This is a genomic window from Arthrobacter sp. Bi26 (assembly GCF_918697925.1).
Lineage (GTDB): Bacteria > Actinomycetota > Actinomycetes > Actinomycetales > Micrococcaceae > Arthrobacter.
Genome location: NZ_CAKKMF010000003.1, coordinates 91,002 through 104,820, shown reverse-complemented (window position 1 = coordinate 104,820; position 13,819 = coordinate 91,002). Strand labels below are relative to the sequence as shown.

16 protein-coding genes are annotated in these 13,819 nt (G+C 64.9%); 7 read left to right on the top strand and 9 right to left on the bottom strand.

Annotated features, from left to right (window positions below; genetic code table 11):
* The 3 genes from LQV16_RS01640 to LQV16_RS01630 form a co-directional block, all read left to right on the top strand.
* On the top strand, positions 1-842 hold an 842-nt coding region (locus LQV16_RS01640), incomplete at its 5' end, for a carbohydrate ABC transporter permease (protein WP_229992201.1).
* A gap of 35 nt (positions 843-877) precedes the next feature.
* Positions 878-1,939: an NAD(P)-dependent alcohol dehydrogenase gene (locus LQV16_RS01635; protein WP_229992200.1), complete on the top strand. Its 1,062-nt coding sequence runs from the start codon at positions 878-880 to the stop codon at positions 1,937-1,939.
* The gene (locus LQV16_RS01630) at positions 1,939-2,913 is read left to right on the top strand and encodes a carbohydrate kinase (protein WP_229992199.1); all 975 of its coding nucleotides are present in this window, start codon (positions 1,939-1,941) and stop codon (positions 2,911-2,913) included. The genes LQV16_RS01635 and LQV16_RS01630 overlap by 1 nt, the downstream gene beginning before the upstream one ends.
* Before the next feature lie 82 nt (positions 2,914-2,995).
* Here LQV16_RS01630 and LQV16_RS01625 read toward each other — a convergent pair whose 3' ends face one another.
* From LQV16_RS01625 to LQV16_RS01605, 5 genes are all read right to left on the bottom strand, one after another.
* A complete protein-coding gene (locus LQV16_RS01625; RefSeq protein WP_229992198.1) occupies positions 2,996-5,662 on the bottom strand; it encodes a PEP/pyruvate-binding domain-containing protein in 2,667 nt (888 codons plus the stop codon).
* A gap of 151 nt (positions 5,663-5,813) precedes the next feature.
* Complete coding sequence (locus tag LQV16_RS01620) at positions 5,814-6,161, bottom strand: hypothetical protein (protein WP_229992197.1); 348 nt, start codon at positions 6,159-6,161, stop codon at positions 5,814-5,816.
* A gap of 32 nt (positions 6,162-6,193) precedes the next feature.
* Positions 6,194-6,634 carry an Hsp20/alpha crystallin family protein gene (locus tag LQV16_RS01615; RefSeq protein ID WP_229992196.1) on the bottom strand — a complete coding sequence of 147 codons (441 nt, stop codon included), beginning with the start codon at positions 6,632-6,634 and terminating at the stop codon, positions 6,194-6,196.
* 177 nt (positions 6,635-6,811) lie between these two features.
* Positions 6,812-7,078: a GlsB/YeaQ/YmgE family stress response membrane protein gene (locus LQV16_RS01610; RefSeq protein ID WP_229992195.1), complete on the bottom strand. Its 267-nt coding sequence runs from the start codon at positions 7,076-7,078 to the stop codon at positions 6,812-6,814.
* Between the two features lie 198 nt (positions 7,079-7,276).
* Positions 7,277-7,765 (bottom strand): MarR family transcriptional regulator, encoded by a 489-nt coding sequence (locus tag LQV16_RS01605; protein ID WP_229992194.1) that lies wholly within the window; start codon positions 7,763-7,765, stop codon positions 7,277-7,279.
* A 308-nt stretch (positions 7,766-8,073) separates the two neighbouring features.
* On the opposite strand from LQV16_RS01605, the gene LQV16_RS01600 reads away from it, so the two are divergent.
* The 4 genes from LQV16_RS01600 to LQV16_RS01585 all read left to right on the top strand — a co-directional run bounded on the left by LQV16_RS01600 (position 8,074) and on the right by LQV16_RS01585 (position 11,220).
* The gene (locus tag LQV16_RS01600) at positions 8,074-8,955 is read left to right on the top strand and encodes a hypothetical protein (protein WP_229992193.1); all 882 of its coding nucleotides are present in this window, start codon (positions 8,074-8,076) and stop codon (positions 8,953-8,955) included.
* A complete protein-coding gene (locus tag LQV16_RS01595) occupies positions 8,952-9,365 on the top strand; it encodes a phage holin family protein (protein ID WP_229992192.1) in 414 nt (137 codons plus the stop codon). Before LQV16_RS01600 ends, LQV16_RS01595 begins: the two co-directional genes overlap by 4 nt.
* An 18-nt stretch (positions 9,366-9,383) precedes the next feature.
* Complete coding sequence (locus tag LQV16_RS01590) at positions 9,384-9,980, top strand: DUF3618 domain-containing protein (RefSeq protein WP_229992191.1); 597 nt, start codon at positions 9,384-9,386, stop codon at positions 9,978-9,980.
* A gap of 82 nt (positions 9,981-10,062) precedes the next feature.
* Complete coding sequence (locus tag LQV16_RS01585; RefSeq protein WP_229992190.1) at positions 10,063-11,220, top strand: YihY/virulence factor BrkB family protein; 1,158 nt, start codon at positions 10,063-10,065, stop codon at positions 11,218-11,220.
* 12 nt (positions 11,221-11,232) lie between these two features.
* Here the strand turns inward: LQV16_RS01585 and LQV16_RS01580 are convergent, their stop codons facing one another.
* The 4 genes from LQV16_RS01580 to LQV16_RS01565 form a co-directional block, all read right to left on the bottom strand.
* Positions 11,233-11,865, bottom strand: a complete 633-nt coding sequence (locus LQV16_RS01580) for a hypothetical protein (protein ID WP_229992189.1) — start codon at positions 11,863-11,865, stop codon at positions 11,233-11,235.
* 211 nt (positions 11,866-12,076) lie between these two features.
* A complete protein-coding gene (locus LQV16_RS01575) occupies positions 12,077-12,424 on the bottom strand; it encodes a DUF6510 family protein (RefSeq protein WP_229992188.1) in 348 nt (115 codons plus the stop codon).
* On the bottom strand, positions 12,421-13,158 hold the full coding sequence (locus tag LQV16_RS01570; RefSeq protein WP_229992187.1) for a ferredoxin reductase: 738 nt from the start codon (positions 13,156-13,158) through the stop codon (positions 12,421-12,423). The genes LQV16_RS01575 and LQV16_RS01570 overlap by 4 nt, the downstream gene beginning before the upstream one ends.
* 10 nt (positions 13,159-13,168) lie before the next feature.
* Complete coding sequence (locus tag LQV16_RS01565) at positions 13,169-13,762, bottom strand: sulfite oxidase-like oxidoreductase (RefSeq protein WP_229992186.1); 594 nt, start codon at positions 13,760-13,762, stop codon at positions 13,169-13,171.
* Between the last annotated feature and the right edge of the window lie 57 nt (positions 13,763-13,819).

Genomic DNA, 13,819 nt, shown 5'->3' with positions numbered 1-13,819 from the left:
GAGGCAAGTCGCGCATGGACCCCACCCGCAACAACACGGCCGCCGGGATCGCAGCCTGGCTCCTGGCCCTGCTGTTCGCAGTACCGGTCCTGTGGATGATCCTGACATCGTTCCACTCGGAAATCGACGCCGCGACGAACCCGCCCTCCATTGCCGCCGACCTTAACCTGGACGCCTACAAGGAGTTCTTCGGAGCCACATCCGGCGTCAGCCCGTGGCCGTCGCTGATCAACTCCGCCACCGCCTCGATCTTCTCCACCGTCCTGGTTCTGCTGCTGGCCATTCCGGCCGCGTACGCCCTGTCCATCCGGCCGGTGAAAAAGTGGACCGACGTCATGTTCTTCTTCCTCTCCACGAAGATGATGCCCGTCGTCGCCGCTGTCCTGCCGCTCTACCTCTTCGCCAAGACCGCCGGCGCGCTGGACAACATCTGGTTCCTGGTGCTGATGTACACCTCGATGAACCTGCCCATCGCCGTATGGATGATGCGCTCCTTCCTCGCCGAAGTGCCGGTCGAAATGCTCGAAGCCGCCCAGATCGACGGCGCCACCCTGCTGCTCACGCTTCGGAAGGTCATCGCCCCCGTGGCAATGCCGGGCATCGCGGCCACCGCCCTGATCTGCTTTATCTTCAGCTGGAACGAACTCCTCCTGGCCCGGGTCCTCACCGGCGTCGTGGCCGGCACCGCCCCGGTTTTCCTCACAGGCTTCGTCTCCGGCCAGGGCCTGTTCCTCGCCAAAGTCTGCGCCGCCGCCGTCGTGATCTCCCTGCCGGTGCTGTTCGCAGGCTTCGCCGCCCAGGACAAACTCGTCCAGGGCCTCTCCCTCGGCGCCGTCAAATAGCCGGCCACCTCTTCGATTAGTAAAGGATTCCTTCGATGACAACATCAACCACGCAGTCCCGCACCGCCGGACATCCGGACGTGCCCGCCACCATGCGCGCCGCAGTCCTCCAACGCCAGGGCGACATGGCCATGGAAACCCTGCCGGTCCCGCAGCTGGACGCGGATCAGGTCCTGGTGCAGGTCTCCGCCGTCGGCGTCTGCGGCAGCGACGTCCACTATTACGAGCACGGCCGGATCGGGGACTACGTCGTGGACCATCCGCTGATCCTCGGCCACGAGCTTTCCGGACGGATCGCCGCCGTCGGAAGCGCCGTCGACCCGTCACGTGTGGGCCAGCGGGTCGCCGTCGAACCCCAGCGGCCCTGCCGCAAATGCAAGCAGTGCAAAGCCGGACGCTACAACCTGTGCCCCGACATCGAGTTCTACGCCACCCCGCCGATCGACGGAGCCTTCGCCGAATACGTGAAGATCCAGAGCGACTTCGCCTACGACATCCCGGACAGCGTCAGCGACGAGGCGGCAGCCCTCATCGAGCCGCTCTCCGTCGGCCTTTGGGCCTGCGAACGCGCCCAGATCAAGCCCGGCAGCCGGGTCCTGATCGCCGGGGCTGGCCCCATCGGCATCATCGCCGCTCAAGCAGCCCGCGCCTTCGGCGCCACCGAAATCTACGTCTCGGACATCGCCGAAGACCGGCTGGCGTTCGCCCTGGAACACGGCGCCACCCATGCCCTGAACGCCTTGACGGACCGTGTCGAAGGGCTCGACGTCGATGCGTTCATCGACGCCTCCGGGGCCCCGCAGGCCGTCCGTTCCGGAATCAAAGCCGTAGGACCGGCCGGCCGGGTCATCCTGGTGGGACTCGGGGCCGACGACGTCGAACTCCCCGTCTCCTACATCCAGAACCGCGAAATCTGGCTCTCCGGCGTCTTCCGCTACACCAACACATGGCCGCTGGCCATCCAGCTGATCGCGGACGGGAAGGTGGACCTGGACATCCTGGTCACCGGCAAGTTCGCCCTCGCCGATTCCGAGGAAGCACTCAAAGCGGGCAAGCAGGCCGGACAGCTCAAAGCCGTCGTGTACCCGGGCCGCTGATGTACGCCACGGACGCCTCGCCCGCACGCCTCCCCGCTGCGGGGGACAGCAGGCTGACGGTCATCGGCGAATCACTCGTCGACATCATCAGCGACCCCCGCGGGCCTGCCGGAATCCAGGCCCACCCCGGCGGCAGCCCCCTCAACGTGGCAGTAGGAGCTGCGCGCCTCGACCTCCGGACGAACCTGGTGACCCACTATGGCGCCGACCCGCACGGGCTCATGCTCGAAGAGCATCTGCAGGCGAACGGCGTCCAGGTGATCAACGGCGGAACCGCACTCACATCAACGGCCCTCGCCACTCTGGGTTCCGACGGTGCCGCCGAATACACCTTCAAGATCACGTGGGCAATTAATGGGGCATCCCTGCCAGCCCTCGCCGCCGTCAAAGGGTCCACCCACGTCCACACGGGATCAATCGCCACGGTGCTCCCGCCGGGGGAGCAGGCCACCCTTGTCCTGGTACAGGCCGCCCGGGAGCACGCTACGGTCAGTTACGATCCCAACTGCCGGCCTGCAATCAGCCCCGATGCGGCTGCCGCACGCCGGCAGGCGGAAATGTTCGTAGCAGCCAGCGACATTGTCAAAGCGAGCGACGAAGACTTGAGCTGGCTCTACCCGGACCGGACCCCGGAGGAATCCCTGCAGGCCTGGCTGGAACTGGGACCGGCGGTCGTGGCACTGACGCGCGGAGCGGCCGGACCGATCATCCTCTCCGGGAAGGGGCGGGTGGAGATGGCAGCTGAACCCATCCAAGTGGCAGATACCGTGGGGGCCGGCGACTCCTTCATGGCAGGGCTTATTTCCGGACTCGCCCAACTCGAAGCGCTCGGGGCGGAGGGAAGACAAAAACTGCAGACCCTGGCCCTGGATCAGCTGCACGCACTCGCCTCGTACGCCAACCGCGCGGCGGCGATCACGTGCTCCCGGAAGGGCGCAAATCCACCGCGGTCGGCAGAACTCGGGCCGCTGTAGGCAGGCAGGATGGCTGATGGGGGACAGCTACCGAGGCTGAGCGAGCACTAGCCGGCGGCAGGAGCGTTCTGAAGGCCGCCGGTCATGGCCCCTGCGTAACGGCCGGATCCTCCATCGTGACAGTGCCGGCGTCGCCGTCCACGCGGATCCGCTGGCCGCTGGTGAGCCGCTGGGTGGCCACCCCGGTGCCGAGCACGGCCGGGATGCCGTACTCCCGGGCCACGATCGAACTGTGGCTCAATGGTCCGCCGACGTCGGTGACCACGGCGGAGGCCATCGCGAACAGCGAGGTCCATGCGGGGGTGGTGATGCGGGCGACCAGGACGTCTCCGGGCACCATCAGGGAAAAATCCTGGGGCCCCCTCAGGACGCGGGCCGGCGCGGTGACCCGGCCCGCGCTGGCGCCGATGCCTTTGATGATGTCGCCCAGCTGGTCCTGAGAGCCTGCGGGCATCATTTTCCCGAAGGCCCCCTCCATCCACCGGCTTTCCGGGAGCAGTTGCGGGGCGGCGGCCCTGGCTTGGCCTCGCCAGAGCATCTTGCGCTTCTCGACGGCGTCGGCGCGGACGGGCCGATCCGCTCCGGTAATTGCTACTGCCGCTGGTGCGCCCGGCGCGGCGAGGCCGAAATCGACGGCGCTTTGCAGCTCCTGGCGGCGCAGCCAGAACACATCGGCAGGCTCGGCGATGACGGCGGAGTCAACCAGCCGTCGACCCAGTTCGAGCAGCATCCGCCGCAGCAGCGGCCACGCCAGGCCGACGTCGGCCAGGGCGTCCTCGCGGATCGGGGCGGCGTTCTGAGCCCACCGGAGCAACCGGAGGAACGCGGCCTTGCGCTTCGGCCCGAGCCGGGTGACCGCTTGGTTGGTTTGGTCCTCCCGGCGCTCGGCCGACAGCCGTTGTCGCGCGTGTGGGTCATTGCCCTGTCCCCGCAGGTAGAACTTCACCGTCTCCAGCAGGGCTGAGGGATCGTCGGCCGGCACCGGGCTGACGAAGTCCAAGTTGTAGACCGCATGGCCAAACCGGCCGAGGTGGTCCTGGAAGCGGGAATGCCATTGCTGCCAGAGCGCCTGGTCCACACCTGCCGGCGGGATCCCGGTGCGCTGCGACTCCACCAGTGCCGCTGTGGGTTCGTTGAGCAGCGTCGGAGCCAGCTCCGGAACTTCCCGGGCCCAGGCTGCGAGGTCGTACAGCGACTTCTCCGCCCGGATGGGTTCGCTGTCGTAGCCGAGGAGGAACGTCTGGGCGGGGGGATCTCCGTTGCGCCGTACGAACCTGTCGTAGTACGTCCGGAAGGAGATTTCGCTTGTCGCGGCGATGGGAATGATTGACTGCACGGCCGTGTAGTACACGGTGCCTGCGTCCAGCAACGCCTGCACACCCTCGAACAGTTCCCCTCCGGAGAGCTCCTCGACGGGCGTGGCCGACCAGTCCTTGATCACCTGCTCGTAGCGCGGATGCGAAAATTCCCGCCAGCCGGCCACACCCATGTGCGCCTTGCCGCGGACCAGCGCCCGTACGGCGGTCAGCGATTTGCCCATCACCCGCCACATTCCCGAGGTGCGGTAGAAGTAATAGGCATAGCCGTTAATGGTGGGCAGTCCCACGTCGTCGTCGCGGATGACGTTCTTGCCGACGGCCTCGGCCATCAGGGCTCGCAGCGAACGGGCCACCGAGCCGTCAATGAGGTCGGCAAACAGCGGCGAGAGCGGGTCGGGCAACTGTTCCACGATGCTGGCCCGGAAGTACAGCCCCTTCGGGTAGGGCACCGTCCAGACGTCCGGGGTGTCAGCCGCTGGTTCAGGCAACGCCGTGATCGGCCGGGATTGCAGGATGAAGAACTCGCCGCCGGCCCGTGCCCACTCGATGTCCTGCGGCGTCCCGAAATGATCAGTAATCCGTGTCCCATAGCCGGCCAGTACGGCCGCCGCCTGGTTGTCCAGGACGGGCTGACGACGCCGCGCCGCCGGCACCGGCTGCTCCCGCGTGCCGTGGTCCGCATAGACAGTCATGACCTCCTTGTCAGCGGTACGGCGCGACAGCACCCAGCCCGTACCGGCTTCGACGACCACGTCATCCGTGGTCACCGTACCGCTGACCACGGACTCACCCAGACCCCACGCGGCACTGATCACGATCTGGTCGCGGCGCCCGTTCGCCGGATTGGCGGTGAACATGACCCCGGCAGCCTCGGCCTCGACCATCTGCTGGACCACCACCGCGAGGCGCACCGCGTCCGGGCCGATGCCCTCACGGGCCCGGTATGCCATGGCACGCGCCGTCCACAGGGAAGCCCAGCAATCGGTCACGGCCGCGGCCAAAGCCTCCGCTCCGCGGATGTTGAGGTAGGTTTCCTGTTGCCCGGCGAAGCTGGCCGAGGCGAGGTCCTCGGCCGTGGCGGAGGAGCGCACCGCCACAGCGGAATCCCCGTTGCCGAGGCGACTGTAAGCAGCGCTGAGTTCTGTTGCGATCCCTGCGGGCACGGTGCCGCCGGCGAATAGGGCGCGGATCCGCTTCGAGGCGTCCTCGTAGTCCTGTGGCGCAGCCTGCGGCGACAGCGAGGCCAGCTCACGGATGCCCGCCTCGAGGTGGTTGGCGGCCACAAAATCCTCATAGGCTGCGGTGTTCAGCACAAACCCCGGAGGAACCGGCAGCCCGGCCTGCGTGAGGCCGCCCAGTCCGACACCCTTGCCGCCGGCCACAGCGACGTCGCCTTGTCCCACATCGCCGAAGTTGTTGATGTAGGTCATGACCGTGCGTCCCTTCTGCCCGGGCCGGGGTGTCTTGATTGAGCCTGATGCCCAACATACTGGCACTGCCACAGGCAAGAGGCCATAGCTGGATCGGAGGGCCCGGGGGAGAGCCCCGCCAGAGCCGCCCGAAGGCCAGACGAGCCCGGGTCTAGTTCTTGTCGAGTTCGTCGAGGAGGGACTTAGCTGCTTTGGCGATGTCGTTGTGGTCGTTCTGGGCGGCTCGGCTCTCGATGGCAAGAATCGCGCAGCGGTGCAGCCGCCGAAAATCTCCAAAGGGAAAGCTGCAACGTCCCTTGGTGTCGTGTGTTTCTTCCGTGTCTTCGCCCAGATGCCACGAGCCGTACTCTGTGTAGCCGTACTTGTCGATGAACGCGTTTTCCTGGTCGGCGTCGGGGGCATGCTCGCTCCAGTCGTCCCGGGTATCCCGGGCAAGCCTCGCGTCCTTGATCAGCTGCCGGGCATGACGTAGACCCGCGTTGTTGACCTTGATTGTCATCGGGTTGCTTCCGCTCTGTCGTGCGGGTCAGGTCACGTAGTTTCGGGTGCTTCCGGTGACTGGGCTCCACCGCGGGAGACGTGGACTTTCGTGGCGGACGTTTCGGACTGCTCCGGAAGCTGGGCGCGGATTTCGAGGACACCGTCGATGTAGCTTGCCTCAACAGCCTCAGGGTTCGCGCCGCGGGGCAGCGGGACGCTACGCGAAAATTCGCCGTAGCGAACTTCGCTCCGGTAACCCGGTTGATCCTTGTGGGCGGGTTCCGTGCGCCGGGCAGCAATCTGCAAGGTGCCGTCGGTGACGGTGATATCGATGTCCTTGTCGGGGTCGATGCCGGGAATATCGGTTCGGACGACCAAGGTGTTTCCGTCCCGGTACTCCTCGACTCTTAGCCAGGCATCTGTCTCGCCCTGCAGGAAGCGCCGGACTGGTTCGGGCACGTCGATGCCGGTGCGGCGGAACAAGTTTTCCATGTCTATCTCCTTGCTCTGGTTCCCGAGGTGGCTGCGGCGCGGAGCGGCGGGGGTGGCGCCGGCCAGCCGGCGTTGCGGTTCTGTAAGACCCTGTTGCCGGGGTCTTACAGAACCAGCCAGCAGCAGTCTACGGAGCCCAAGAACGCCTTAGCGGGAGGACTTTGCGGCCCGAGCCTGCTATGCCCTGCTTCGGCGGCCGGCAAGGGCCCCATAGACCAGGAGCACAATAACGGCCCCGAGGATGGCGAGGAGCCAGGTCCGCAGGTCAAAGAAGTCAGCGAGGCCTCCGCCGAAGATCAACGAACCTATCCAGCCGCCGAGGATTGCGCCTACGACGCCAACAACGAGTGTGATCACCCAGCCGCCTCCCTGCCGGCCGGGAAGGACCGCCTTGGCGATAGCTCCTGCGATAAGGCCGAGAATGAGGAACGCGAGAATTCCCATTACTGTACTTCCTTTCGGTAGACCGGTCGTGGAATGCGGCCGTAACCGCGATTTAATCAGCATGCGTACTGTCGTGCAATACCCGGTCTCGCTGCCTGCTGCTGCGGCTGTCCCGTCGCCCGTCTTGCCTGCAATCGAAGCGGGCGCTGGCCGTGCGTACCAGGGGCGGCAGGCCGAGCGGGATCCAGCCGCGGGAGGCTAGTTCAATGAAGCTTCGGGGCCAGGCTTGGGCGCCGAGGGGGCGCTGGAGCCTGGAATTCCCGTTCGTGGAGTCTGGAAGAAATCCACAAACCGGGCGAGTTGTTCCGACAGGGTCTCCCACCCGTCGAAGTCCGCAGGCACGGCCGCACGCTCAGCCTCGGAGGCCGCTTGCAGGGCGGCGTTTCCGGCCTCGGAAATCTGGACCTGAAATTGGCGCCGGTCGGCGGGGTTGCGTGTCCTAGTGACCAGCCCTCCCTCCTCCAGGCGCGCAAGAACGCGCCCGAGTGTCTGGCTTTGAACATGAACCTTTGCGGCGAGCTGTTCCTGGTACATGGGCCGGGGTGCCACGGCTTCCAAGGCGATGACAGCGGCACGCGTCAGTCCCAACGGTGCCAGCGCATCGTCGTGGAGGCGTTGGACCAGACGGGCCGCTGCGGTCAGAAGCCGGTAAGCGTCCCGGGCGTGGGGCTCAGGGGCGAGGATCACTAAGAGAGCCTTCCTGATTGGGGTGGCGACGAAATCGCGGTGTCAGGGACGGCGCCAACTAAGCCGGCGTCCACCTCCACAGTAAGCACGCCGTGCATCTATTTGGCAAGTATGCTTACTACTTTCACGCACAAGACCGCACTCTGCGCGCTTTTCGCGATAAGCCCCCGTTTGAAATTCGGCAAGGCCTTGCGATCAGCATAGGAAGTGTGCTTACTATCTAGTTAGTAACCGTGCTTACTAATTTCATCCGGTACCGCTAGACACGATCACGATCCCACGCGGACCCCTCCTGAAAGAGAGCAACGATGACACAGAACCCATGGGCCCAGGCAACACCCCAAGCATCCACGGACCAGTACACCGGCGATGGCGTGGTGCCCCCTCAAGATGGCGTGGCGCCCCCTCAAGTTGGCGTGGTGCCCGCTCACGGTACGGAACGTGCTGTCTCAAAACAGGAGACAGCGAGGGAAGAAGCGGCGGACGTAAAGCGCCACGCAACAGATGCGGCCCAAAACGTCGCCGAGACGGCCAAGACGGAAGCAGTCCACGTCGCCGCCGAGGTCAAGACCAATGCCCGGGACCTGCTGCACCAGGCCAAGTCAGATCTCACTGAGCAGGCCGGAACCCAGCAGCAGAAGGTTGCCGAAGGCCTCAGAGCCGTCGCTGGCGAACTGCATTCCATGGCTGCTGCTTCCGAGCAGCCGGGCGTGGCCACCGACGTCGTCCGCCAAGCCGCCGAGCGGTCCGCCGCTGTTGCGTCATGGCTCGATGACCGGGATCCGGGTTCGCTGCTGACCGAGGTCAAAACCTTTGCACGCCAGCGCCCGGGCACGTTCCTCCTGCTCGCGGCCGGAGCCGGTGTACTGGCCGGGCGTCTCAGCCGCAGCCTGAGCGCCGGAGCCCCCGAAACCACGGGCACCACCGCTACCGGAACGTCCGCCGCCGGCCGGATCCCCGATACCGGCGTAGCGGTTCCGCCGCCGCCGGTGCAGATGCCGGCTCCGCAAACCACGACGGCGGGCTTCGCGGACACCTACCCTCCGAATCCCCTGGACTCCGAGTTGGGCACTGCCGATCCACTCCATGACGCCGGGCCGGGCCGCAGGGCCACAGAGCCCATGGTCGGCGAGCCCCTTCGGTCGGCTGATCCGTTCCGCGATGACCCGTTCGACGGCGGCCGTCGATGAGCAGCGAAATGCCTCCCACCGCCGCCCACGCGAAGGCGGAAACGTCTTCCCTAGGTGACCTGCTGGGTGAAGTCACCCGGGACATGTCCACCCTGATGCGGCAGGAAGTGGAACTAGCCAAGGTCGAACTCAAGCAGTCCGCCACCCGGGCCGGCAAAGGCACCGGCATGCTGGCCGGCGCCGGCGTCGCGGGCCACTTTGTGCTCCTGTTCCTGTCTTTGGCGCTCTGGTGGGCGCTGGGGAACCTGATGGGGCTGGGTTGGTCCGGTGTTGTTGTCGCAGTCATCTGGGCAATTGCCGCCGCCGTCCTGGCAACCATGGGCCGCAAGGAACTTAACGCGATCAAGGGCATGCCGAGGACCGCCGAGACCCTGCAGGAAATCCCGCCGACACTTAAACCCAACTCTTAGATCCAGCGAGGAAACACGATGAGTGAAAATCCGGATGTCATCCGAGCAGATATTGAAGCAACCCGCGCCCGCCTGGGCACAAACGTGGATGCCGTCGCTGACAAGGTCACGCCGTCGCACATCGTCCAGCGGCAAACCGACAGAGTCAAAGATGCCGTCTTCGGAGTGAAGGAGAAAGTCATGGGAGCCGCCGACCACACCGCCGACCACGTCCACTCCGCCACCGGAAGCGCGGGCGCGCACGTGAGTGACGCGGGTTCCGCAGTCGCGGCCGCGCCGACACAGCTGAAGGCCAAGACCCAGGGGAACCCGCTGGCTGCCGGGCTGATCGCCTTTGGCGCCGGACTGCTGGTGTCCTCCCTGATCCCGGCCAGCCAGAAGGAGCGTGAAGCTGCTGATGCCCTCAAGTCCGCCGCCGAGCCACTCACGACGGAACTGACGGACGCCGCCAAGCACGTGGCCGAGGGACTCAAGGAACCCGCCCAGGAAGCCATGGAGAACGTCAAGGCCACTGCCGCGGACGCCACCGATCATCTCAAGGCGGACGGTCAGACGGCTGTGGCGGACGTGAAGGATCGGACCGCAGAAGCCAAGGGCAACGTTCAGCAGGCCTGAGGCCACATCTGAATTCGGCCGGCTGCCCTCGCTGATGCGCTGGGCGGCCGGCCACTTCGCTTAACCCCAAGAAGGATTTTCCATGGCCAAGAACCCTGCCAAGGCAGAAAATGACTCCATGACCGACGCCGAAACGGACGAGAGCAGCACTGCCAAGGCCCGTACTGCGCCCGCTCCGGACGACTCCCGCAAACCGGACAGCCCCGCCGACGTCACCAAGCCTTCCTGGAAGTACATCGCCAAGAAGACCCTGCGTGAATTCACGAAGGACCAGTGCCCGGATCTCGCCGCAGCCCTGACCTACTACTCGGTGCTCTCCATTTTCCCGGCGCTGTTGGCCCTGGTGTCTTTGCTGGGCATTTTCGGGCAGGCCGAGAAGACCACATCCGCCCTTCTGGAGATCGTCCAGGGATTCGCGCCCGGTGACACGGTGGACGCGATCCGCCAGCCGGTCGAGCAACTCAGCAGCTCCTCCGCTGCCGGACTCACCCTGGTTATCGGCATCCTCACCGCCCTCTGGTCCGCGTCCGGCTACGTCGGTGCGTTTGGCCGGGCAATGAACAGGATCTACGAAATCGACGAGGGCCGGCCCTTTATTAAACTTCGGGGCACGATGCTGGGCGTCACGATTGCCACCGTTCTGATCGTCCTCGTGCTCTCAGCAATGCTCGTGCTGAGCGGGCCGGTGGCCGAGGCCGTCGGCAACGCGATCGGCCTCGGCGGGGCCGTCCTGACGGCGTGGAATATTCTCAAGTGGCCCGTGATCTTCTTGCTCGTGATCCTCGCGATCGCCATCCTCTACTACGCCACCCCGAACGTAAAGCAGCCCAAGTTCCGCTGGATGAGCCTGGGATCCGCAATCGCCTTGGTGATTTTCCTGCTTGCGTCCCTGGCCTTCGCCTTCTACGTGGCCAACTTCAACAGCTACGAGAAGACCTATGGTGCGATCGGCGGCGTCATCATCTCGCTGCTGTGGCTCTGGATCCTGAACATGTCTCTGCTGTTCGGTGCCGAGTTCGACGCCGAGATGGAGCGTGGACGGCAGCTCCAGGCCGGCATCGAGGCCGAAGAGACCATTCAGCTGCCACCACGGGACACGAAACAGAGCGACAAGCTCCAGGCCCGCGAGGAAGAAGACATCCGCCGCGGGCGGGAGCTGCGGGAACAGCACGGGAACGGCCATGAACAGCCGGAAGGCAGAAACCATCCCGGAGAGAACGATGGAGTGGACCGCACCTAGCTCACGAAAGTGTCAGGCTTCGCTTATGACGGCGAGTTTGACGTTGTCCTTTTGTCCTTCCCAGCTGCCGGTCAGCGTGAGCCGGCCGGCGGGTTGCCCGTTAAGGTCCAGCCGCCGGATAACGAGCAAGTGGAGGCCGGCAGACTCGACTACCGTGCCGGCGTCGGTGTCGCACGGTGTGGCCGAAGAGACCTCAGGAACTGCATCGAGTTTCGGTCCGGTGGTTTGCACGAAGACCGATTGGGCCAGGCGTTCTTGTTTCCCCCCTTTTTGGAGGTATTGCTCAGCTTGCGGCCGGCCCAGCATGATGCTCGCCGCCAATGCCGCCACGTAGATGGGATCGGCGCAGGCATCGTAAACCCACCTCGTTCCGAGAACCGAATGCTGCATCGTTCCGACCAGCCATGGTTCCGCGCCGGCCAGGGGCTGGGCCCTGTACGTGAGAGGAACTTGAACGGTGGAGCTGCCCACAGACACGATGATCGTTTCTATGCCGACCTCGCCGGCGGGGTCGTCGAACCGATAGGAACCCACTTTGCGCAACCCTGCCGTGCCGGGCTCCTTGAACCACGGCTGGCTGGGCAGCCACTTTTCGAGAAGTTCAAGTTTCGTCGGCTGCAATTCTGCCTGGTGGATGATCGCCATGTCTGCAAGCCTAACCGCAGCCCCGGGAGTTCCGGCAGAATGAGCCCATACTCGATCTTCATCCGGTCGTCTTGGTGGCTGTGCCAGGTCGTCGCCTTCAAATTGTTGGCGACTGACTGGTGCTGATTCGTGAGGTAACTGCATGAACTATCCTCGGAGCCCGCGTCCTGCAGTCTTGAGCACGGCAGGAGTGCGGATACCAGACCCGTGCCTAGCCCTCCCGGTCGATCTGAAGGTAGCTGAGTCCACTGACATCGAGCCAGAATTTGGTCGGAGTCTCTACGAGACGCAGCAGGACGCCCCCGCAGGAACTGCAGCGCACAACTATTCCCGGGGCGTCGGCGTAGACCGCTGCTTCCCCGAAGACCCTGACCGCGCCACAGTTCTTGCACCGACCGATCGCTGCAATGATGTCAATGCGGAACAATTCCCATAACGGTCCTGCTGCCGCGTTCCCGTCAAGGTGTGGTACTGGATTGCCCGCGGTTCCGGCGATGTCCGGGTCCTCGAAGCGCGGGTCCTCAGCACCCGGGGAAGCGGAGCCGTTGTTGCCAGTCACCGTATTCCTCCCGTTCCGCCGAAGCGTTCGGTTTTGATCGAGCCGGTCGGATAGCCCGCCTGCACCATCCACTCTGTGGCCGTTTCGACAAACATCGTCTGACCACAGATGAAAATGTCGGGGGCAGCGTCCGCGGGCAGGATGTTTGCCAGCAGTGTTTCAGCGGTGAGTCGCTTCGGTGCGCTTGGCCAGCCCGCCGGAACTTTGCGTGTATAGAAATGGTCGACGGTCAGCTTGGGGGATTCCTGGCCCAAGGTGAGCAGCTCCTCCCGATAGAACCCTGTTTCGGGCGATTTGAGCGAGTACAGCAACCGGAACTGTGAAGGATTCTCGGATGCCTCGTGCGCGCGGATCATGGACATGAGCGGCACGATACCGGATCCGCCGGCGATCAGCTGAACCGGGTTCGGGTCGGTCGGACGCCAGACGAACCAGCCGCCGACGGGGCCCCGGATCTCCAACTGGTCTCCAACCATCAGGTCTCTGACCAGATAAGGGGAGACCTCCCCATTGGCCAATTCGTCGACCGTGATCTCCAGGATCTCGTCCATGCCGGCGGTGGCCACGGAGTAGGACCGCACCGCCGTGTAACCGTCGTCCGCCGTGAGCCGGATATCGATGTGCTGGCCGGCAAGGTTGCCGTTCAGACCGTCCACGCGCAGCCCGATGGTTCTGGACGATTCCGTTTCGGGAACGCCGCTGACAACCTCGGCGACGCGCCACAAGGTGCTCATGCGTCCTGCCTCATGAGTAGCGCTCCTCGCGCCACGGGTCGCCGTTGATGTGGTACCCGTTAGATTCCCAGAAGCCGGCAACATCGTGCGGCATCAGCTCGATGCCATTGATCCATTTCGCGCTCTTCCAAAAGTACAAGTGGGGCACCAGCAGGCGGGCAGGGCCGCCGTGGGCCCGTTCCAATGGCTCACCGCCGAATTCCCAGGCCACCCATGCCTGGCCGTCCAGCAGGTCCTGCAACGGGACATTGGTGGTATAGCCGCCATAGGAGTGAGCTGTAGTGAACTCGGATGTTGTTTCCACGTCCTCGAACAAGGTGTCCAGGGACACCCCGCGCCACGAGGTACCCAGCTTGGACCAGCTGGTCACACAATGAATATCGGTCTGGATATCAACCTGGGGCAGCGCCAAGAACTCCTCCCAGGACCAAGCACGGCGCTGCCCCGTCTCCGTTCTAATGAAGAACTCCCAGTCAGCGTTGGCGATATAGGGTGCAGGGCCTGCCGTCAGCACGGGAAAGCTTGCTGTCTCGTATTGGCCGGGTGGTAACGCTGGATTGCCGGTGCGCCGTTTTCCATGAAAACCAGACGAGATGATTCCCATCTTGTACCTCCGATGCGGAGTTCCGCCGGTCGACTCTTATCGGTGCCCCAACGATAT